The sequence below is a fragment of the Streptomyces sp. NPDC055749 genome, from assembly GCF_053617235.1.
Window position 1 is genome coordinate 102,122 of the sequence record NZ_JBSHFH010000013.1, and the last position, 20,927, is coordinate 123,048.

Genomic DNA, 20,927 nt, shown 5'->3' on the forward strand with positions numbered 1-20,927 from the left:
CTGTCATATGCGCGTCTGTCATATGCGCCTCTCCGGTTCCGCAGCATACGTGCGCTGCGGCGGCTGCCAGTCGGCGATGCCGTCGAGGGTGCGCAGGACGAGTCCCGGTCCGAAGCGGTTGACGGTGGCCATCAGGCCGTCGCGGAGCGCGACGGCCGGTGCGCTGGACAAGGACATCAGCCGGGCGACCTGTGCGGACTTGCGGACCACAGCGGTGGTACGGGGCAGCCTGGCCGCGCTGTAGGCCGCGAGGCCCTCGCCCAGGTCGCCGCCGGGTGCGAGGTGATGGGCCAGCACGATGGCGTCCTCTATGGCCTGGTTGCCGCCCTGGCCGAGCATGGGCGCCATGGCGTGCGCGGCGTCGCCGAGCAGTACGGCGCGGCCCCGGTGGAAGGACGGCAGGGGGTCGGTCATGTGGTGCACGTCGTGGCGGAGCACCTGTCCGGGTTCGGCGGCGGCGACGATCTCGGGGACCGGGTCGTGCCAGTCACCGAACCGGCGCAGCAGCTCTGCCTTCTCGTCGTCCGCCGCCCTGCCTCCGGCGGGTGCGGTGGCGCCCGCGTAGGCGTAGATGCGGCCGTCCTTGAGCGGATGGGTGCCCCAGAGGGCGCCCCTGCCCCAGGTCTCGTGCGGGGCGAAAGGCCGGTCGAGGCCCGGGAGCACGACGCGCCAGGTGGTGAATCCGGCGTACGAGGGTCCGGGATGGCGGGGGAAGAGTGTGCCGCGTACCGCCGAGTGGATGCCGTCCGCTCCGACGACGAGGTCGGCCTCGATGTCCCCGGACGACGTCCGGACGACGGCCCGGCTGCCTCCCGCGCGCCCCGGACTCACGAGCTCCGCCGCGGTGCCGGTACGGAGTGCCGACGCGGGCAGTGCGGCGGAGAGGATGCCGACCAGGGTGGCGCGGTGGAGCAGGACCAGCGCGCCGCCGAAGCGCTCGGCGGCGGCCGCACTGTTCGTACGGGAGAGCCAGCGACCGGCCGGGGTGCGCATCCCGCCGTCGCCCTGCCAGGCCGCGAGGGACCTGATCGCGTCGCCGAGCCCGATGACGTCCAGTGCGCGCTGGGCGTTGGGCGCGAGGCTGATGGCCGAACCGACGGGCTCCAGCGACTGCGCGCGTTCCAGCACGGTCACCTGCCAGCCGCTTCGGTGCAGGGCCGCACCAGCGGTCAGACCGCCGATTCCGCTGCCGATGACTACCGCGTGGTTCCTGGCCATGACGCCCCCTCGCAACTACACCTGTAGTGACGTGCTCCACCGTACTACAGATGTAGTTTCCTAGGTAGATTGGCCTCATGCCCACACGCAACGACGGGACGCCCGGCGGCTCCCGCGCCGATCTGATCGCCGACACCGCACTCACCCTCCTCGCCGAGCGCGGGATGCGGGGGCTGACCCATCGCGCGGTGGACGAGCGCGCCGGACTCCCCCAGGGCTCGACGTCCAACCACGCCCGCACGCGTCAGGCGCTGCTGGAGGCAGCCGTGCGGCGTCTCGCGGAGCAGGAGGCCCGGCTCCTGGCCCCCGGAGAGCTCCCGCGGCCCGACGACGGGACGGCGGCGCCCGAGGCCGCGGACCATGCGGTCGCCGGGCTCGCGCACGCACTGCACCGGTATCTGACGGGCCACCCCGAGTATCTGATCTGCCGCTACGAGCTGGCGCTGGAGGCCACCCGGCGCCCCGAGCTCCGGGAGTTCTACGACGCGGCGGGCCGGCAGTTCCGCGAGCCGCTGGTGGCGCTGATGACCGCTTCGGGGTCGGCCGAACCGGAACGCCACGCGCTGACCCTCGCGGCCTGGGGCGAGGGAATGATGTTCTCGTGCGCCGTGGGCTCGTACGGCGGGTCCGTACCGACGGAGGCCGAACTGCGTACGGGCCTCGCCGAGTTGCTCCACGGCATGCTGGCGCCGCGGAACGGATAACGCCTGGCCGGGCCGTGTTCCATGGGCGAGGATGACCGCCATGACGACACCTGAACGATCAGAACCCGCCATCGACGCCGCGGAACGCCCGATGCTGGAAGGGTGGCTGGACTTCCACCGCGCCACGCTGGCCTCGAAGTGCGCGGGCCTGACCGACGAACAGCTGCGGGAGGCGTCCGTACCCCCGTCGGAGTTCACGCTCCTCGGGCTGGTGCGGCACATGGCGGAGGTCGAGCGCGGCTGGTTCCGCGAGATCCTGGTCGGCGAGGACGTACCGCCGATCTACGGGACGGACGAGGACCCGGACGGCGAGTTCCATCTCACCGGGACGGACACCTGGGAGGAGGCGCGCACGACCTGGCTCGCCGAGATCGAGCTGGCCAGGACGAACGCGGCGAAGTACGGGCTCGACGATCTGTCGGTCGGCCTGAGCCGCAAGGGCAAGCAGTTCAACCTCCGCTGGATCTACACACACATGATCGAGGAGTACGCGCGCCACAACGGCCACGCGGATCTCGTCCGTGAGCGGATCGACGGAGCGACCGGGGTCTGACCGCCTCCAGACGGTCGGCCGCACAGACCCTTGGCCGGGCAGGCCGGGTGCCCGCGCGCGCCCGGCGCCCGGGCAGCCGGTTTCCCGCGGGTGGCTGGCGCCGTCACCTCGCTGACCGGGTCACCCGTCCGGGCCAACCCTGGCCCACCAGCGCCCAGGGCACCCCGCGCACCAGCAGAGTTGCCGGGTGCATCGAACCAGAATCACAGCGAAGCTCCTGGTGGGGGTGGCCGTCACGGCTGTCTCCGGCTGCGTGTCGGTGGAGCCGCATGCAGGCGTCCCGCCCCGGCCCGAGAGCGCCAGGCCCGTCCAGGACGTGGCCCCGCAGATCGTGGAACCACCCGTACGCGAGTCCCTGGGGGCCCTGCCCGATCCCGCGCCGTCCACCTCCGCCGCCCCGCCACAGGCCCCGTCCGGGCCCGGCCGCGCCACGCCGCGCGCACCGCAGCAGCGCGGGCCCGCCCAGGCGCCGGCCCGGCGGGCACCGCACGGGGCGCCTCACGAGGCTCCCCGCGTGCCTCCCGCCGCCGTGGCGGTGCCACCCGCCCCGCCCCTCACCGGGACGGACGTCTGCGCTCTCGGGCGGGGCTACGGGGGATGGCCCGCCGGCAGCGCCGAGGCCAGAATCTGCGAGGAGACCTACGGCCGCTGATCCGGCTGACCCGCTGTCCGGCCGACCAGCTGTCCGGCCTCTGTCACTGGTCGCGCATCCGCTGCTCCAGCCGCCCGATGGCCGCCCGCACGCCTCCCCCGTACCCGTCGTGCGTGAGGACGCCGGCGGTATCGCGCGCCCGGTCCAGGTGGAGGCGGGCCGCCTCGGGGCGATGGAGCTTCAGATAGTCCACCGCGAGACTGAGGTGCAGCGAGGGGTAGAAGGCGCGCACGGCGAGCGCGTCCCGGTGCTGCGCCGCGCGCTCGTCGGTGAGGCCGTCCGCCGCGGTCAGCGCCCGCAGGTCCCAGGCCAGTTCGTCCCCCGGGTCGTCCTGGGTGTCGGCCATGTAGTGCGCGAGGGTGCAGCGGTGGAGGGCGTCGCCGTGCTCGCCGATCTCCGACCAGATGGCACCGAGGCGGTTCCGGGCCTCTTCCCTGTCCCCGCCGTGCAGCAGCATGATCGCCTGGCCGATCCTGGTCATGACGGCGTCCTGTGACGCCTCCTGCTGCTCTGCCACTGCGGTCTCCTTCGCGCCCGTCCGGTCCCCGGTCGTCCCGACGCTAGCCGCCGCGGGTGGCAATCCCGCTCAGGCGCGGACCCGGCCCCGTCGGCCCGGTCCGCGCACTGCATGCCGGCCCGGTCAGCCGAGGTCGGGGATGCGCCAGTCGATGGCCTCGTGCCCCTGCGCGGCGACGGCCTCATTGATGCTGGTGAACGGGTGGGAGCCGAACCACCGCTTCGCGGAGAGCGGAGAGGGGTGCGCGCCCTTCACCACGACATGGCGCTCCTCGTCGATCAGCGGGAGCTTCTTCTGCGCGTAGTTGCCCCAGAGCACGAAGACGGCGGGGTCGGGGCGGGCGGCCACGGCCCTGATCACCGCGTCGGTGACCTTCTCCCAGCCCTTGCCCTTGTGCGAGTTCGCCTCGCCGCCCCGGACCGTCAGCACGGCGTTGAGCAGGAGGACGCCCTGCTCGGCCCACGGCATCAGATATCCGTTGTCCGGGATCGGCAGGCCGAGCTCCGCCTGCATCTCCTTGTAGATGTTGCGCAGCGAGGGGGGCGTCTTGACGCCGGGCTGCACGGAGAAGCACAGCCCGTGCCCCTGGCCCGCACCGTGGTACGGGTCCTGGCCCAGGATGAGGACCTTCACCCTGTCGTACGGAGTGGCGTCCAGCGCGGCGAAGACCTGCTCGCGCGGCGGATACACCGGCCCCTTGGCCCGCTCCTCCTCGACGAAGTCCGCAAGCTCCTTGAAGTACGGCTTCTGCAGTTCTTCGCCGAGGACGCCGCGCCAGGACTCGGGCAGCAGGTCGGTGTCGGTCACGTCCACAACCTCCGGTAAGCAATCAGTTCTTGATCACAGAACCTACCGGGGGCCACTGACAACGACCCCCGCGAGCCCTACCAGCTGGTCTTGCGGTACAGCTCCCACATCTGCATGACCGTCTGCGGGTCGAGGGCCCGCTCGCCGCCGCCGATGTCCTCGCCCGCCGCGACGTACAGCTTGCCCTGCCACAGCGGCAGCAGCCTGACGTCCTCGACGAGGATCTGCTGGGCCTGCTCGAACTGCTTGCTGACCGCACCCCGGTCGCTCTCCTGGCGGGAGGCGGGGAGCAGCTGGTCGGTGATCTCCTTGTTCAGGTACGGGGTGCCGGTGACGCTCTCGGCGCCCACGAACGGGGCGATGAAGTTGTCCGGGTCCGGGAAGTCCGGGAACCAGCCACGGCCGAAGACGGGGTACTCACCCTTGGTGAAGCCTTCCTGGAAGCTGGTCCACGGCGCGCTCTTCAGCGTGATCTCGAACAGCCCGGACGCCTCCAGCTGACGCTTCAGCTCGGCGAACTCGGGAGCGGTCGACGAGCCGTACCGGTCGGTCGTGAACCAGAAGGTCATCTTGACCGGCTCGGTGATGCCCGCCTTGGTGAGGATCGCCTTGGCCTTGGCCTCGCTGGGATCGCCGAAGGTGTCGAAGAAGGGGGTGGTGTGCCCTGCGATGCCCTTCGGCACCATCGAGTAAAGGGGCTCCGCGGTGCCCTGGTAGACCTTGGCGACCAGTGCGTCACGGTTCACGAGCTGGGCGATGGCCCGGCGTACCGCGGGGTTCCCCGCCGCCGGGTCCTTCGGGTTGAAGACCAGGAAGCGGATGTCCGCGCCGACCGTCTCGACGATCTGGAGACCGTTGTTGTCGGACTTGTTGTCCTCCAGGCTGACCACTTCCTCGGCGGTCAGACCGCGGTACGTGGCGTCGATCTCCTTCTTCTTCAGAGCTGCCACCATCGAGGCGGAGTCATCGAAGTACCGGATGGTCACGGCGTTGTTCTTGCGGTTGGCGAAGCCCTTGTAGTCGGGGTTCTTCGTCAGCTCCGCCGTCTTCTTGGGCTCGTACGACCCCAGGAGGTACGGCCCCGAGCCGGTGACCTTCCCGTCGTCGCGGATCTTGTCCTTGGGGTACTCGTTGGGCGGGACCAGCGACATCGCCGGGGTGGCGAGGATGAACGGGAAGGTGGCGTCCGACTTGTTGAGGTGGAAGATGACCTCGTCGTCGCCCTTCGTCTCCACCCGGTCCAGCGAGCCGAGCATGCCGAGCGGGCCGCCCTTGACCTTGATCGTCCTGATGCGGTCGATGGAGTACTTCACGGCCTCCGCATCGATCTTCTCGCCGTTGGAGAACTTCAGGTTCTTACGGAGCTTGCACCGGTAGGCCATGCTCGTTTCGTCGGTGAACGTGCAGGAGTCGGCCGCGTCGGGCTCGGGACTCGTACTGCCGGTGGGGAAGCTGACCAGGGTCTGGAAGACATTCCGCATCAGCTCCCAGGAGCCGTCCCAGGCCGCGGCGGGGTCGAGCGTCGAGGGTGAGCTCGTCGTACCGACCGATATCTGCTGATCCGTTTCGGAACTGCTGTCGGACAGCAGACCGCAGCCGGCCAGCAGTGACAGGGAAGCAAGGGCTGCAGCAGCCTGCAGACTGGCCCGGTAGAACACGTGCACGCTCCTCGTTCAGCCATGGGTCGGCAGACCATACCGCAGCGCCCCGTCGGACCAATCCGCTGGCCCGACGGGGCACTTGAGTCAATCAGGGCGAAACCCACTCAGTCCGTCTCAGCCGACGCCCGCGTTCAGGAAGATCCCGCCGTCCACGACGAGAGTCTGCCCGGTGATCCAGTCGGACTGCCCGGAGGTGAGAAACGCCGCCGCGCCGCCGATGTCCTGCGGCAGACCGAGCCGTCCGAGCGGGTAGGCGGCAGCCGCCTCCGCCTCCCGGCCCTCGTACAGCGCCTCGGCGAACTTGGTCTTCACCACGGCCGGGGCGATCGCGTTGACCCGGACGACCGGCGCAAACTCGTGCGCCAGCTGGAGGGTCAGATTGACCATGGCCGCCTTGCTCATGCCGTACGCGCCGATGAAGGGCGAGGCGGAGACACCGGCGACCGAGGCGATATTGACGATCGCCCCGCCGTTGTCCTTCTGCCATGCCTTCCAGGTCTGCTGGGCGAAGCCGAGCGCCGAGATCACGTTGGTCTCGTAGACCTTGCGGGCTACATTGAGGTCCAGCTCGGCCATCGGGCCGAACACCGGGTTCGTACCGGCGTTGTTGATCAAGAAGTCGACGCGCCCGAAGGTCTCCATGGTGCGGGCCACGGCCGCCGCCTGGTGCTCCTCGTCGGCAGCCTTGCCGGGGATGCCGATCGCCCGGTCGGCGCCGAGCTTCTCGACGGCCTCCTTCAGCGCGTCCTCTCCCCGGCCGGTGATGCAGACGCGGTCGCCGCGGGCGACGAGCGCCTCCGCGATCCCGTAACCGATGCCGCGGCTGCCGCCCGTGATGAGGGCGACCTTGCCACTGTCCTGCACAGTCATGCTGTCCCTTGCCCTTCGGGTCAGTTGAGGGGTCCGCCGGCGACGTACATGACCTGGCCCGAGACGAAGCCCGCGTCCTCGCCCGTGAAGAAGGCGATGGCGTTGGCGATGTCCTCGGGGCGGCCCACGCGCTGCACCGGGATCTGGGTGGCCGCGGCGGCCTGGAACTCCTCGAAGCCCATGCCGACGCGAGCCGCCGTCTGTGCGGTCATCTCGGTGACGATGAAGCCGGGCGCGACGGCGTTGGCGGTGATGCCGAACTTGCCGAGCTCCTTGGCGAGGGTCTTGGTGAAGCCCTGCAGACCGGCCTTCACGGCGGAGTAGTTGGCCTGGCCGCGGTTGCCGAGCGCCGAGGAGGAGGACAGCGAGACGATCCGGCCGAACTTGGCGTCCACCATGTGCTTCTGGACGGCCTTGGCCATCAGGAACGCGCCCTTGAGGTGCACGTTCATCACGATGTCCCAGTCGGACTCGCTCATCTTGAAGAGCAGGTTGTCACGGAGGACACCCGCGTTGTTGACGAGGATCGTCGGGGCGCCCAGCTCGGCGGCGACCCGCGCGACGGCGGCCTCCACCTGCGCGCTGTCCGACACATCGCAGCCGACTGCGAGGGCGGTGCCCCCGGCGGCGGTGATCTTCTCGACCGTGTCCTTGCAGGCCGCCTCGTCGAGGTCGAGTACGGCGACGGCGCGGCCCTCGGCCGCCAGACGCAGTGCGGTGGCGGCGCCAATGCCCCGCGCCGCTCCCGTCACGATGGCGACGCGCTGCTCGGTGGTGGACATGCTTTGGTTCTCCTCGCCCTTGGATCGCGGCTCAGCGGACGTGGGTCATTCCCTGACAGAAAAGTTCCCGATGGCTGAGCAACCGCTTAGTACCTTCAGCAGACGAGACGCTAGAAGCCCTGGCACGCGGTGTCAACGGCACACGGGTCCAGGGGTGCATGTCACACTCGCCGGCGCCGCGGCCGGGCCCTCCCGCGCGGCGCCGCCGGGTGCCGGATCAGCGCACGAGCAGGTCGAGCAGCCGTTCGACCTCGGCCGCCGGATCGGTGGTGAGGCCGCTGTGCACGGCGCCGGGCTGGACGACCGTGGAACGCGGTGCGATCAGCCAGCGGAAACGCCGGCCCGGATCGTCGCCCGAGGCCTGGCCCGCCGCGTCGCCGCCGTCACAGACCCCCTCCACGGCGCGCAGGGCGGCCCGCACGCCGACGACGTCGGCCTGCGGGTCCAGCGCCGCGAGCTTGCGCTCGTCGAGGTGCGTACGGGCCGCTACGAAGGACTTGGCCCGGCAGTACACCAGCACGCCCGCGTTGAAGCACTCGCCGCGCTCCACCCTGGGGACGACCCGCAGCACCGCGTACTCGAAGACATCGCGCTGGGTCATCGGCCGCCGTCCTTGTTCTGCTCGTCACTGCGCTGCTCGTCAATGCTCTGCCCGGCGCCGCTCTGCCCGGCGCGCTTCTTCGCGGGCCGGGGGTCCAGCCGCTCGACGAGCCAGCCGGGAGCCTGCGAGGGCTTCGTCCCGGTCGGCGCGTCCAGCGAGATCCGCTCGTGAATGCCGTCGGCGCGCGCCAGCAGCGGTGCCACATAGGCCCGGCGCAGCGCGTCCGTCGAATCGAAGCCGGGTTCGTCGACCAGCCACTCGTCGGGCACGTCGGCGACGACCTCGGTGAGCAGTTCCTCGGTGACGAGCGGGGCCAGCTCGGCAGCCGCGGCTGCGATGTCCGGGCCGAAGGGCGCGAGGACGTGGTCCGACGCGTTGTAGGGCTTGGCCGCCGATGCCTGCGCCCCCGGCCAGTTGTGGTGCCAGATCATCGTGGCACCGTGGTCGATCAGCCAGGGATCACCGTGCCAGACGAGCATGTTGGGGTTCCGCCACGACCGGTCGACGTTGTTGATCAGCGCGTCGAACCAGACGACCTTCCCGGCCTCGGCCGGTTCCACCTGATAGGCGAGCGGGTCGAACCCCAGCGAGCCAGGCAGGAAGTCCATACCGAGATTCAGCCCGCCACTCGCCTTCAGCAGCTCCTGGACCTCCTGGTCCGGCTCCGCGAGCCCGATGACGGGATCGAGCTGAATGGTCACGAGCTCCGGAACACGCAGCCCCAGCCGCCGGCCGAGCTCACCGCAGATGACCTCGGCCACGAGGGTCTTGCGGCCCTGCCCCGCGCCGGTGAACTTCATGACGTACGTACCGAGATCGTCGGCCTCGACGATACCGGGGAGCGAGCCGCCCTCCCGCAGGGGCGTGACGTAGCGGGTTGCGGTGACTTCTGTGAGCATTTCGCCAGGCTATCGGGCCCGCCGTGAGGTCTTCGCGCGTGCTGGCGCGGGCAGCAGGGCACCCCTCACTCGGTGCCTCGGATGCCACGGGGACACCACGTGCGTCGAGGCACTGGTGCACTGTGCGCGCTGAGCTGCCCCTCGCGCAGACGGACCGGTCGGGGCACAGGTCACATGGCGGGCGTTGAAGCGGACCACACGGTGGCCCGGTCGGGCGAGAGACCGAGATGGTCATCGCGGGGATACCAGGAAGCAACGTCCTCATCACGACATCGCCCGTCGATGTAGTTGCGGACCCATATTGTTGTGGTGCCACAAAGGTTGCCGAGCGGGTCATGCGTGCGGTGAGTGCCGGGACCTGCGCCGGGGTCGGGGACGGACAGGAGCCGACCACCTCGGGAAAAACAAGCGGGACCTCACCGAACTCCCCGAGTGTCCCCCGACGGATTCACTCAGTCTTCGATGGTAGGCCGGACGGGGGAAAGAAATGGATCCAAGCGCACATTGATCTCGCCCCTGGCCATCACACGAACACGGAACGCCCCTTGACCCGGCGGCACGTCCATGTCGGACGATCGCTCATAAAGCAGCCCCCATGAGCCAGGGAAACGAGCCGCAATGTACTGGAGAAGACTCTCCAAGTCAGCAGCTTCGTCACGGCGCCGGTTCATGAGGCCATTGGCGAGGACGAAGAACTCTCCATTATGGACTTTCAGCTCTACTTCGCCAGTTGCCCAATTAATTCCGGCGACCCGAGTCCGCAACTCGGCGATTCCGGAGTCGAGAGTGCCGACGTCAGACTCCTCAGGGGATTCAGCGACCCCAAACCAACCATGAAACTCATACATTACGTCACCCCAATGGCTCCATGTCGATCACGGGATCGACTCCGTATCGTCGACCGTACTCGTGGATTTTCTCTATTACACCTGGACCCGTTGGGCCTTCGAAGTGAAAATAGGGAGTTCGCCCGGATTGTATCGCATATTCGAACGTGGCTTTTACCTGGTTTCTAAACGCGCTCCCCACGAGCATTCCAGCCGGCTTCGATTGAGCCACATACTCATCACTGACCGCGTCAATTTCCCTACCTTTGGGGTCATTTTCGAACTTTACCCTGGACTCCCCGCCGAGACGCTCAGCCAGCGCATCAGCAGCAGGGTCAGGCTTGTGAACCTTGACGAGTTGCCCGAGTCCGCCATTGTTCTCGCACGGAGCCAGCCCAAGGGGGTCACTCCAGGCATGAGGGTTACGAACATACGTAGCGGGGTTGGGTGCAGGAGCAAGACCCAGAGGGTCTTGAGTGAGATAGCGACCCGTCTCGTGATCATAGTGGCGGTAAAGATTGTAATGCAGGCCGGTCTCGGGGTCGAAATACTGACCCGGGAATCGAAGGGGTATGTAGGACGTACTATTTTTCGCCCAGGTCGTTGTGCCCCACAGCGTTGTAAGTGCCTGCCAGGCGATCTCGCCCGACTCGTGGATAAGTTCACTGGGGGTGCCGATCAGGTCGGTAACGATGGAGAGAAATCGTTCATCGACGATCTCTTGCGGCGCATCTACTGAAAGTAGCTGTTCCACCTGCGCCAGCGGACGGGCGCCGTCGTAGTCCCACGTGAGCATGACAGGGTTGGGCATTCCCTCCCCGGTGGCCAGTTGCTCGCAGAGCTGCACATCGTCCCAGGTGAAATAGGTTTGCTCCAGGATGATGCTGCCACCCTCGGCAAGGCGCTGCTTGGCTGCACGACGGCCCATCGGATCGTACTGGTAGCGCCACACTGTTCCATTAGGCGTAACCGCCGAAACGAGCCGATCTTCAGCATCCCAGACAAAACGCCACGTTTCAGGCTTTCGGGAAAGGCGCCGCTTCTGGCGGAGTACGATTCTCCCCTGTTTATCGTGCTCATAGCGGACGTTCCCCGCCGTGCTGATTCGCGTACCCGTATAGGTTCGGGCACCGACCGTATCCTGACCGGCGTGCGCAGCTGACCAGGTCGCTTCGGTCTGGTTTCCTGCGGCGTCGTACGCGTATCGCTCGGTCCAGTTCGACGCGTGCACGGCCGTGACCCGGCCCAGGGAGTCCAGGTCGAAGGTTCGGCTGCCGCGGAGCTGATCCTCGATGCCGGTAAGGTTTCCGTCGGCGCGATACGAGTAAGCGCGATGCTGAAGAGTACGGTTCGCCGCTGTAACGTGCTGCGCGGTGACGCGGCCCATGATGTCGAACTCGCGCCTAAGCGTGACTGTCGGGCCGATATGCCGGGTCAGTTCCTGCCCCGCCGCGTCCCGTTCGAAGGTGAGGGTTCGACCGGCAGTCGTGAGTTCATCACGTCGGCCTGCTGCATCGTAGGTCCAGGCGCTGACGGCTCCGCCGGGGGTCTTTCTGCCGGTGCGGCGTCCGAGGGCGTCGTACTCGAAAGAGATACGTCGACCATTGACGGTCTCGTACTTCAGGCGCCCGTAACGGTCCCGCATCCGGGTCAGAGTGATGTCGTGTCCTGATGCGCCGGCCAGCTGGTCGAAGACGTCGTACTCGTAGTGGGTGAGAACTCCGTCCGCGTTTTTGCGAAGTAGTTGGCCAAGCTCGTTGCGTTCAAACCGAATGGTCTGACCGGCACCGTTGGTGCGGGAGGCCATGCGGCTCGCGACATCGTAGGTGTATGTCAACACCCGGCCGTCGAAGTCGCTCTCCGCGGTCAGCCGGCCGGCCGGATCGTATTGGTAGTTCCAGGTCAGCCCTTGTGGATCCGTCACTTCGCTAAGCCGGAGCAGCGAGTCATGGCTGAACGCATACCGCGCCGCGTCCGGGCCGGTCCGTGCCACGAGCAGGTCGAAATCTGTGTACTCGAAGGTGGAAACGCCTCCCATGGCGTCAGTGTGTGTGAGGCAGTTACCTTCACCGTCATACGTCCAGAACTGTTCGCTGCCGTCGGCGTCGGTACGGTGGGCCAGTTTCCCCTCCGTGGTCCAGGTGAACCGAGTGACAGCTCCCAGGGCGTCGGTCATTGAAGCCAGGCGTCCGTAGGCGTCCCGCTCGTAACACGTCGTCGCGCCCAGAGGGTCCACTATTTCGGCGGGCAGACCAGCCTTGTCGCACCGCACCACCGTGCGGTGCCCGAATGCATCGATCGCGGACGTGAGGTGTCCGGCTTCGTCGTACGAGTAGCCCGTCGTCGCGCCAAAGGCCTCGGTAACCGACGTACGGTTGCCGCGCTCGTCGTAGGTCTGCCGAGTGATCGTCCCGTCCGCGCCCTTGACGCGCACCGGTAGGCCGATGTCGTTGTAGTCGGCGGTCAGTTTCCGCCCGTCCGGGCGGACTACCGAGGTGAGGCGGCCGTGCTCGTCATACGTGGAGCGGGTGATGTGTCCGAGCGGGTCCATGACGGACAACAGCCGGTGAAAGCGGTCGTACTCGAAGCGGTTGACCGCGCCCAGGGCGTCGATCTCAGCGACGACCTGGGAGCGGTCGTTGATCACATAGCGCGCGGTGTGGCCGAGGCCGTCCGTCATGGACGTCATGCGCAGGCCGGTGGCGGGGTCGGTGTCGTCCCAGGTGAAGGTGGCTTCGAGGTGGCCGTTGGTACCGGTCTGGTAGACGCAGCGGTCGTGTTCGTCGTAGACGTACTCGTACCGGCTGCCGTTGGTGTCCGTCCACGCGGTGATACGGCCCAGGTCGTCGCAGTCGAAACGCAGGGGCTTGCCTGAGGAGTTGGTGACCGCTGTGAGGTGGCCGTCGGTGTAGCCGTAGCGGAGGATTTCCTGGTCGGTGCCGTCAGGGGCGCCGCCTGCCAGGTGCAGGGCGGTGACTCTTCCTTCGCTCGTGGTGAGCTTCAGGTGGTAGCCGCCGTGGTGCACGATCGACGCGGGAGCACCCGTCTGGTCGTACTCGAAGGTGATCCAGCGGCCGTTGCGGTCGTCGATCTGAGCCAGAAGCGCCAGTTCTCCACTGGGTTGGTCGACGAAGTGCCGGACCCTGCCGGATTCCGGGTCGGTGACGGTATAGCCGTCGTTCACCCGGTCCAGAGGCCAGCGCCGCCCGTGCGTTGGCATGACAGGAACGCCGGGTGCGGGATGCGGATAGGCGAGGAGGCTGCCCTCGTCGCAGCTGAACACCACTCCCTCCGCGTCGATCTCCAAACGCTGGTCGACCGTGCTCGACCAGCCAGCTCCGAACCAGCGGCCGGCTCGGTAGGAGGAGTCGAAGACGCGCCCGAAAACCAGGGGCAGCGATCCCGGTAGCACGATGTCCGTCTGCGGGAGCAGCATGCGTCCGGTCGCGACGTCGATGGGGTCTCCGGCGCACTTGACGTCGCTGCACTTCTTGGCGTTGGAGTCGGGGTTCTGCTCGTGTCCGTGGCGGTTCTTGCCCTTTGGGGTGTCGGCCAGGTCTTTCATGCCGGCCCGCAGGCCGCCCTTGATCAGACCCCCGGCGCCCTTGGTGCTGACCAGCTCGGGTACCAGCCGGCCGAGGAATTCGGAGGGGTCGCCCTTGGCCGCGTCCCACGCATTCTTGAGCGCCCGGTCGGGGTTGGCTGCGGTGGAGACGAGCCCTGCCAGCGTCATGTTGACGCCCTTGTAGTACTCCGCCGGGTGCGTCAGGTTGTACGGATCGGTCGGGTTGACTGAGCGGACGAAGTTCACCAGTCCCGCTGTGCCCTTGATGACACCGCCACCGAAGTGAGCGAGCTCGATGCCCTGGCCCACGCCGTAGTCGAAGAACTCCTGCTTGGCACGGTCCAGGCCGGTCGGTTCCTTCGGGGCGTGCGCCATGGCAGCGGTGATCGCGCCCTTGGCCGCTTCGGCAGCCTCGTTGCGCGCCTGTCGGGCACGCTCCAGGATCTCCTGGGCATGCTGCCGCTTGACGGCACCCGGATCGGAGAACTCCCCAGGGTGCGGTAGCGGGTGATCGGTGTTGCGGACCGCGTCGTACGCCGCCGCCTTCTCCCGGAACGCGGCAGCAGCCGTCTCGTAGTCCTGCTTGCCCTCCTTATGGAGCGCGATCGCCTCACGGGCCTTGCCCTGCGCGCTGGTGACCGTCCCGGCGTACGTCTCCAACGCCTTCGCCGCGTCCTCGAATGCATCCGCTGCCCGCAGCCAGTCGGTGGGCAGGGTCTGGAACTTCTCCCGGAAGGTATCGGCGGCCACACCCTTCCAGTGACCGGAGTCGAGCCGCTTCATCCCGCCGCCCACGAGATCGAACGCCTTCTGGAAGTCCCGGAGGTTCTTCACCGCCGCGGCGATCTTCTCCGGCCTGCCATGGATCAGCTCGTTCGCTTCCTCACTCTGCCCGAGTTGCTGCTCACCGACCTCCGCACCCAGCGAGGACGCGGTCTCATCGCCCCAGTCCTCGACCCCATCCGCCCACTGGTCGGCACCGACCTTCTCCAGACCGGAGCCGACCACATCGGTGCCCTTGTCGATCCCCTCGCCGACAAGCTCCTTGCCCTTGTCGACCAGATTCCCGGCCCCGTCGTAAAGATCTCCGCCGAGCTTTCCCCAGTCCACCATCAGCGACTCTCCCCCCACCGCGGCTGCTCAGCCTGATCGATCGTCGCCTGCGACGGATCAAGCTGCTCCTTCAGGCGTTCATCCGCCGCTGCGCGCACTGCCGGGTCCACCAGCCCATTGCGTTCCATCGAGTCGAGCAGGGAGTCCTCCACGTCGTACGTGGTGTCCCGCCAGGTCTGCCCCACCTCACGATGGGCCTCGGCCATCGACTCCGCGCTGTAGTCAGGGTTGTCGTAGGCCGTCTGACTGCTGATCGTGTCCCAGCTCATCGTCTTGACCTCGTCCTCGGACAGGTGCGGATTCCCGTTCAGAGAGTTCACACCGACCTTGAACGAGTCCTTGATGTACTGCTCCTGCTCCGCGAAGGAACCCGCCGACAACCCGACCCCGAGCGCGAAACCGTTCCCCTTCTGCGTCAGCGCCCGCACACCCCACTCCCAGCGGTCACAGAACGTCTGGAACTCCGACGTCAGCCCGCCGTGCCCCAACTCCAGCCCCGACAGAGCGAGATCCGAGAACCCCCGACCCGTCGACGCCTGGCCGATGAACCCGAGCTCTTTCAGCTCCGCGTGTGCGAGGTCGATCCCCTTTGCGATCGCAGCCAACGCCTCCGGAGGCACATCAAGATCAGGACTCTCCCCGCTCACTGCATCCCCCCGAGATCCACCGCAACCGCCTCCGGCACGACGCCCGCCACCGGCGGGAACAACATCCCGCCGTCCTCACTGCCCGCATCCAGCGCCACCCCTGCAGGGCCCGGCAGCAACGGCACCATCACATCCAACAACCGAGCACCAAGCACCGTCCGGTACGTCCACTCCCGCCCGGCATCCCCACGAGCGATCGCAAACCTGGCGAGTGCCGCCTCATCCGAGAACGCACAGATCCAGCGCACACCGTCCTGGTCCGCCGACCACAGATCACCGTGGGAATCCAGCGGCACCAACACCGCCGTACGCCGGAACTCACCTAGCAACACAGCAAACTCACGCCGGGCCACCGCCGCCGGATCACCGTCCGGCGTCATAACACGGGCTGGGCCCGGCGCCTCACGCACAGCGGAAGACGCCTCGCCAGCAGGCCAATCGACCAAGTCGGCAATCTTTGAACGCCGGGCAGGCGACTCTGCCGGATCATCCCCGTTATCGAACACCTGCCGAATGCTGCCACGGCGCGCTTCCCAGAAGCAACGAGCAAAAACAGCCAGACAGTCACGGGTGCGGGCCTGGCCCGACTCCACACACGCAGGGACGGGCCTGCGAACACCCTCGACGCTCTCTCATTCCGTACGGTACTGATGGACCCCGACGACGGCTCCGCGAACAGGCTGAATCCACCCCTGCATCAGGTAAACCTGCACATCGGCCTCGGCCCGGGATCCCGTTCTAACCTGCCGATATCGGACAGTTCTACAGAACGATGGATCAGGACCCAATGGCGGCGCCTCACGGCCGGACGTCAGGCCAGGGCTTCTATTTTCGAATCTTGCCGAGCGTTTCCTGGGAATCCATTGCCAAGGTCCCCCAGGGTGCCTCCCGTTCCAGCTGTGCTGCCAGGGCGAGCAGCAGCCCCTCGCCGCCGAGTGGTGCGGCGAACTGGACGCCCAGCGGCAGGCCTTCGCGGTCGTGGCCGAAGGGGACGGACATGGCCGGCATTCCGGTCACGTTGTAGACGCTCGTGAAGGCGGAGTAGACGGAGGCGCGGCGGTAGATCGTCTCCGGGGTCGTGGTGTCGAGGGTGCCGAGCAGTGAGGTGGGCTGTGCGAGGGTCGGGCTGAGCAGTACGTCGAACTCGTGGAACGCCGCGCCGACCTCCCAGCCGATCTCCTGTGCGCGGCGCAGCGCGCGGCTGACGTCGGCTGCGGGGAGGGCGCGGTAGGTGTCGTAAACGACGCGGGTGAAGGGCTAGATGTCGTCGTCGGTCAGGGTTCTGCCGAGGCGGGTCAGTCGGGCGTCGATCTGGGCGACGATGTCGGCGCCCATCAGGACGCCGGAGGTGCGGCCGACGTCGGCGTGCCGGTAGCGGGCGGTGGTCTCGGCGACCTCGTGGCCGAGGCGTTCGCACAGCAGGGCCGCGGCGCGTGCCGCTCCTTCGCAGTCCGGGTGTACGTCGGGGCCGTCCGGCAGTCCGGTGAGCAATCCGATCCGTAGGCGTCCCGGGGCTCGGCGGGCCAGTTCGGCGAAGGGCGCGGCGGGGGGTGGTGCTACGTACGCGTCGCCGGGCAGGTGGCCCGCGACGACGTCGAGGAGCAGGGCGCTGTCCTGGACGGTCGTGGTGACGGCGTGGTGTCCGGAGACGAGGCCCGAGAGCGTCGTGGGGCGGGGCGCGGGCGAGACGCGCCCGCGGCTGGGTTTGAGGCCGAACAGTCCGCAGGCCGCCGCCGGGATACGGATCGAGCCGCCGCCGTCGCTGGCGTGCGCGACGGGGACCATCCCGGCCGCCACCGCGGCTGCCGAGCCGCCGCTGGAGCCGCCCGGTGAGTGGGCGGTGCTCCATGGGTTGTGGGTGGGGCCGAAGAGTGCCGGTTCGGTGGAGGCATTGAGGCCCAGTTCGGGGGTGTTGGTGGTGCCGAGGACGACGGCACCCGCACGCCGGTAGCGGGCGACCAGTTCGCTGTCGTGGCGGGCGGTCACACCGGCGAAGAGGCGGCTGCCGCCCGTCGCCGGCAGGCCCGCGACGTCGGTGCCGAGATCCTTGACGAGCATGGGGACGCCGTGCAGCGGGCCCTCGGGGAGGCCCGCCGCGATCTCGGCGCGTGCGGCGTCGAACCGGGTGTGGATGACCGCGCCGAGGCCGGGGTCGAGCTTCTCGATGCGGGCGATCGCCTGCTCGGTGACGGTACGGGCGTCGGTCTCGCCGCTCCTGACCGCGGCGGCGGTCGCGACGGCGTCGGGTGGCCTCATGCCACGTACCCGGCGGGAGTGCCCCAGGTGTCGTGGCGGGTGGTGCTGCGGTCTACCAACACGCAGCGGGTGCCGGTGAAGTTGGTCGGCATGCACTTGTTGCAGTGGATGCACAGGGACGGGGTGGTGGCGTCATCCCGCAGCCGGTTGATCAGGTCGGGCTCGCGCAGCAGGGCGCGGGCCATGGCCACGTACTCGAAGCCCTCACGCATCGCGAGGTCCATGACCGGGCGGTCGGTGATGCCGCCGAGCAGGATCATCGGGAGCTTCACGGCGGCGCGGATCTGCCGGGCGTCCTCCAGGAGGTAGGCGTCCCGGTAGGGGTAGCTGCGCAGGAACCGCTTGCCGACCAGCTTCACGCCGAGCTTGATCGGCTGCGGCACGATCGCGGAGAAGTCATCGAGCGGGGCGTCGCCCTTGAAGAGGTACATCGGGTTGAGCAGTGAGCTGCCCGCGGTCATTTCCAGGGCGTCGACGGTGCCGTCCTGTTCCAGCCACTGCGCCACCGGGATGGCCTCGTCGAGCCAGAAGCCGCCGGGCACGCCGTCGTCCATGTTCATCTTGGCGATGACCGCGATCCGGCCGCCGACCGCGTCGTGGACGGCCCGCATGATGTCCCGGGCGAACCTGGCCCGGTTCTCCAGGCTGCCGCCGTACGCGTCGGTGCGGTGGTTGATCCGCGGGCTGAGGAAGGAACTGGCCAGGTAGTTGTGGCCCAGGTGCACTTCGACGGCGTCGAAGCCCGTATCGACGGCGCGGCGGGCGGCTTCGGCATGCGCGTCGGTGATGCGCCGGATGTCGGCGACGGACGCCTCCTGGGCCCAGCTGATGGTCGTGGCGTGGAAGTGCTTGGACGGGGAAAGGGCCGGGGCGCCGTTGCCCTTGGGGTTGGCGACCGGTCCGCCGTGGCCGATCTGCGCGGCGACCGCGGCGCCCTCCGCGTGCACCGCTTCGGTGAGGGCACGAAGCCCCGGCATCGCCTCGTCGGTCCAGTAGATCTGGTGCCGGTCGGTCCGTCCTTCCCTGGCTACGGCGCAGTAGGCGACGGTCGTCATGCCGACGCCGCCCCGCGCGTAGGCGACGTGGAAGTCGACGAGGTCCTTGGTCACCAGCGACTTGTGACTGAGCCCCTCGTAGGTCGCGGCCTTGATGACGCGGTTACGGAGCTTGACCGGGCCCAGCTGGGCGGGGGCGAGGACATCGGGTGTCCCGGTGGTGGTCACGGCTGGTTCCTCCTCGGTTCTGCGTGGTGGCAGGCGACCCGGTGTCCGGGCCTGATGTCTCGGAGCGGGGACTCATCGGCGGAGCACTGTGCAGTGGCCAGCGGGCAGCGGGTGCGGAAGCGGCAGCCCGACGGCGGGTCCAGGGGGGAGGGCAGTTCGGCGGCCGGGCCTGCGGTGGCGGCCGGGTCCTCGGCGGCGCCGACGCCGCGCTGGGCCTCGGGGAGGGAGGCGAGCAGCAGCCGTGTGTAGGGGTGGACGGCCTCGTACTGCATCCCGTCGGACGGCAGTACCTCGCAGACCTTGCCGAGGTACATGACCATGACGCGGTCGCTGATGTTCTTGACCACGGAGACGTCGTGGGCGATGAAGACCATGCTCAGCCCGCGCCGCCGCGTCGTCGTCTCCAGGAGGTTGAGGATCTGCGCCTGCACGGACACGTCGAGGCTGGAGACGGGTTCGTCGCAGATCAGCACCTCGGGGTCGAGGAGCAACGCGCGGGCGATGCAGACCCGCTGGCACTGGCCGCCCGAGAGTTCGTGGGGCCGACGGTCCCGTACGGTCGCGGGGTCGAGGCCGACGTCGCGCAGCGCCGTGTCGATCCGGGTGTCCTTGTCGCGGGTGTCGTCGCCGCTCCCCCAGATCGAAAGCCCTTCCCACACCAAGTCCTTGACCTTGCGCCGGGGGTTCAGGGCGGAGAGCGGGTCCTGCATGATGATCTGCATCCGCGCGCGGGCCCGGCGCAGTTCCTCGGGGGCGAGCCCGGTGAGGGTCACATCGCCGAGGCGTACGGTGCCCGAGTCCGGGGGCGGGAGTTGGATGAGGGAGCGGCCGACGGTGGACTTGCCGCAGCCGGACTCGCCGAGAATGCCCAGGGATTCGCTGGCCGCAACCTCCAAGCCGACCCCGGAGACGGCGTGCACCTTCCGGCCGCGTCCTGCCGGGAACTCCACGACGAGGTTCTGCGCGCTCAACGCGAGTGGCCGCGCGCCCTGTTCGGTCGCGGTGGTGCGGTTGGTCGTCATACGGCTGCCTCCTCGGCGGCGCCCAGGGGGTGGTGGCAGGCGACGACGCCGCCGGTGTCACGGTCACCGGCGTATCCGGCGAGCCGGGGGGATTCCGTGGTGCAGCGGTCGGTCGCCGTGCCGCAACGGGGGGCGAACCGGCAACCGGGGGGCGGATGCAGCAGATTGGGCGGGCGTCCCTCGATCGTGGGGAGCAGGGTGTGCGGGGGCAGATCGAGGCGGGGAATGGAGGCGATCAGGGCGCTGCTGTACGGATGCCGGGGGTGGTCGAAGACCGAGGCGGTGGGAGCGTACTCGACGAGGCGACCGGAGTACATGACCGCGACCCGGTCCGTGCGGCCGGCGACGGTGGCGAGGTCGTGGCTGATCAGGACGGTCGCCATTCGCAGGTCCTGCGCGAGCGACTGGAGCAGGTCCAGGATCTGCTTCTGTACGGTGACGTCGAGCGCGGTGGTCGGCTCGTCGGCGATGAGCAGCCGTGGGCCGCAGGCCAGGGCCATGGCGATGACGACGCGCTGCCGCATTCCGCCGGAGAGTTCGTGCGGGTACTGGCGTGCGCGCCGGGACGGTTCGGGGATGCCGACCTGCCGGAGCAGGTCGACGGCCCGGTCCCGGGCCTCGGCGCGGCTCAGCCCCTGGTGCAGACGGACGCTCTCGGACAGATGCGTGCCGACCTTCTTCACCGGGTTCAGGGAGGTCATCGGGTCCTGGAAGACCATGGCGACCTCGGTGCCCCACAGGGCCCGCCGCCCCGCGGGGCTCAGGGCGTGGACGTCCTGGCCGCCGAGCAGGACGGTTCCGGAGACGGTGGTGCCCGGGCCGTCCGTGATGAGACCCATGAGGGTGCGGCCGAGCACGGACTTGCCCGATCCGGATTCGCCGACGATGCCGAGGGTCTCGCCCTCGGACAGCGACAGGCTGACACCGTCGACGGCCTGCACCGGGCCGCGGGGGGTGTGGAAGACGGTGCGTACGTCGGTGGCGCTCAGCAGTACGGGCGCGTCGGTGCC

At 68.6% G+C, this 20,927-nt stretch carries 20 protein-coding genes; 3 read left to right on the forward strand and 17 right to left on the reverse strand.

All coding sequences use genetic code 11. The annotated features are described in order from the left end of the window. Positions 1–18: 18 nt before the first annotated feature. The gene (locus tag ACWGO0_RS12690; protein WP_453532330.1) at positions 19–1,218 is read right to left on the reverse strand and encodes an FAD-dependent monooxygenase; all 1,200 of its coding nucleotides are present in this window, start codon (positions 1,216–1,218) and stop codon (positions 19–21) included. Between the two features lie 77 nt (positions 1,219–1,295). Here ACWGO0_RS12690 and ACWGO0_RS12695 point away from each other — a divergent pair, with 77 nt between their 5' ends. The 3 genes from ACWGO0_RS12695 to ACWGO0_RS12705 all read left to right on the forward strand — a co-directional run bounded on the left by ACWGO0_RS12695 (position 1,296) and on the right by ACWGO0_RS12705 (position 3,127). After that, complete coding sequence (locus tag ACWGO0_RS12695) at positions 1,296–1,922, forward strand: TetR/AcrR family transcriptional regulator (protein WP_453532333.1); 627 nt, start codon at positions 1,296–1,298, stop codon at positions 1,920–1,922. Between the two features lie 40 nt (positions 1,923–1,962). Beyond that, positions 1,963–2,475, forward strand: coding sequence for a DinB family protein (locus ACWGO0_RS12700; protein ID WP_453532336.1), 513 nt, complete (start codon positions 1,963–1,965; stop codon positions 2,473–2,475). Positions 2,476–2,662: 187 nt separating this feature from the next. Continuing rightward, positions 2,663–3,127 (forward strand): hypothetical protein, encoded by a 465-nt coding sequence (locus ACWGO0_RS12705; RefSeq protein ID WP_453532338.1) that lies wholly within the window; start codon positions 2,663–2,665, stop codon positions 3,125–3,127. A gap of 43 nt (positions 3,128–3,170) precedes the next feature. On the opposite strand, the gene ACWGO0_RS12710 is transcribed toward ACWGO0_RS12705, so the two are convergent. The 16 genes from ACWGO0_RS12710 to ACWGO0_RS12785 all read right to left on the reverse strand — a co-directional run bounded on the left by ACWGO0_RS12710 (position 3,171) and on the right by ACWGO0_RS12785 (position 20,909). After that, positions 3,171–3,644: a hypothetical protein gene (locus ACWGO0_RS12710; protein ID WP_453532341.1), complete on the reverse strand. Its 474-nt coding sequence runs from the start codon at positions 3,642–3,644 to the stop codon at positions 3,171–3,173. A gap of 123 nt (positions 3,645–3,767) precedes the next feature. Continuing rightward, positions 3,768–4,451, reverse strand: a complete 684-nt coding sequence (locus tag ACWGO0_RS12715) for a uracil-DNA glycosylase (RefSeq protein WP_453532344.1) — start codon at positions 4,449–4,451, stop codon at positions 3,768–3,770. Between the two features lie 77 nt (positions 4,452–4,528). Beyond that, complete coding sequence (locus ACWGO0_RS12720; RefSeq protein WP_453532347.1) at positions 4,529–6,109, reverse strand: ABC transporter substrate-binding protein; 1,581 nt, start codon at positions 6,107–6,109, stop codon at positions 4,529–4,531. A 117-nt stretch (positions 6,110–6,226) separates the two neighbouring features. Beyond that, positions 6,227–6,982, reverse strand: coding sequence for an SDR family oxidoreductase (locus ACWGO0_RS12725; protein ID WP_453532349.1), 756 nt, complete (start codon positions 6,980–6,982; stop codon positions 6,227–6,229). A 20-nt stretch (positions 6,983–7,002) separates the two neighbouring features. Then, positions 7,003–7,764 carry a 3-oxoacyl-ACP reductase FabG gene (gene fabG / locus ACWGO0_RS12730; RefSeq protein WP_453532352.1) on the reverse strand — a complete coding sequence of 254 codons (762 nt, stop codon included), beginning with the start codon at positions 7,762–7,764 and terminating at the stop codon, positions 7,003–7,005. A gap of 217 nt (positions 7,765–7,981) precedes the next feature. Further along, the gene (locus tag ACWGO0_RS12735) at positions 7,982–8,365 is read right to left on the reverse strand and encodes a DUF3037 domain-containing protein (protein ID WP_453532354.1); all 384 of its coding nucleotides are present in this window, start codon (positions 8,363–8,365) and stop codon (positions 7,982–7,984) included. Next, the gene (locus ACWGO0_RS12740) at positions 8,362–9,264 is read right to left on the reverse strand and encodes a HipA family kinase (protein ID WP_453532357.1); all 903 of its coding nucleotides are present in this window, start codon (positions 9,262–9,264) and stop codon (positions 8,362–8,364) included. The genes ACWGO0_RS12735 and ACWGO0_RS12740 overlap by 4 nt, the downstream gene beginning before the upstream one ends. A gap of 452 nt (positions 9,265–9,716) precedes the next feature. Further along, positions 9,717–10,112, reverse strand: coding sequence for an Imm7 family immunity protein (locus ACWGO0_RS12745; protein WP_453532360.1), 396 nt, complete (start codon positions 10,110–10,112; stop codon positions 9,717–9,719). A 4-nt stretch (positions 10,113–10,116) separates the two neighbouring features. Then, positions 10,117–14,769 (reverse strand): putative T7SS-secreted protein, encoded by a 4,653-nt coding sequence (locus ACWGO0_RS12750; protein ID WP_453532363.1) that lies wholly within the window; start codon positions 14,767–14,769, stop codon positions 10,117–10,119. Continuing rightward, the gene (locus ACWGO0_RS12755) at positions 14,769–15,416 is read right to left on the reverse strand and encodes a hypothetical protein (protein WP_453532366.1); all 648 of its coding nucleotides are present in this window, start codon (positions 15,414–15,416) and stop codon (positions 14,769–14,771) included. Before ACWGO0_RS12755 ends, ACWGO0_RS12750 begins: the two co-directional genes overlap by 1 nt. Further along, positions 15,413–15,871, reverse strand: a complete 459-nt coding sequence (locus tag ACWGO0_RS12760; protein WP_453532518.1) for an SseB family protein — start codon at positions 15,869–15,871, stop codon at positions 15,413–15,415. The genes ACWGO0_RS12755 and ACWGO0_RS12760 overlap by 4 nt, the downstream gene beginning before the upstream one ends. Positions 15,872–16,241: 370 nt before the next feature. Continuing rightward, positions 16,242–16,610, reverse strand: a complete 369-nt coding sequence (locus tag ACWGO0_RS12765) for an amidase family protein (RefSeq protein ID WP_453532521.1) — start codon at positions 16,608–16,610, stop codon at positions 16,242–16,244. A gap of 63 nt (positions 16,611–16,673) precedes the next feature. Beyond that, positions 16,674–17,672 carry an amidase gene (locus ACWGO0_RS12770; protein WP_453532369.1) on the reverse strand — a complete coding sequence of 333 codons (999 nt, stop codon included), beginning with the start codon at positions 17,670–17,672 and terminating at the stop codon, positions 16,674–16,676. After that, positions 17,669–18,895 carry an NADH:flavin oxidoreductase gene (locus ACWGO0_RS12775; protein ID WP_453532372.1) on the reverse strand — a complete coding sequence of 409 codons (1,227 nt, stop codon included), beginning with the start codon at positions 18,893–18,895 and terminating at the stop codon, positions 17,669–17,671. Before ACWGO0_RS12775 ends, ACWGO0_RS12770 begins: the two co-directional genes overlap by 4 nt. Then, positions 18,892–19,917 (reverse strand): oligopeptide/dipeptide ABC transporter ATP-binding protein, encoded by a 1,026-nt coding sequence (locus tag ACWGO0_RS12780; RefSeq protein WP_453532374.1) that lies wholly within the window; start codon positions 19,915–19,917, stop codon positions 18,892–18,894. Before ACWGO0_RS12780 ends, ACWGO0_RS12775 begins: the two co-directional genes overlap by 4 nt. Next, on the reverse strand, positions 19,914–20,909 hold the full coding sequence (locus ACWGO0_RS12785; protein WP_453532524.1) for an ABC transporter ATP-binding protein: 996 nt from the start codon (positions 20,907–20,909) through the stop codon (positions 19,914–19,916). Before ACWGO0_RS12785 ends, ACWGO0_RS12780 begins: the two co-directional genes overlap by 4 nt. Positions 20,910–20,927: the final 18 nt, after the last annotated feature.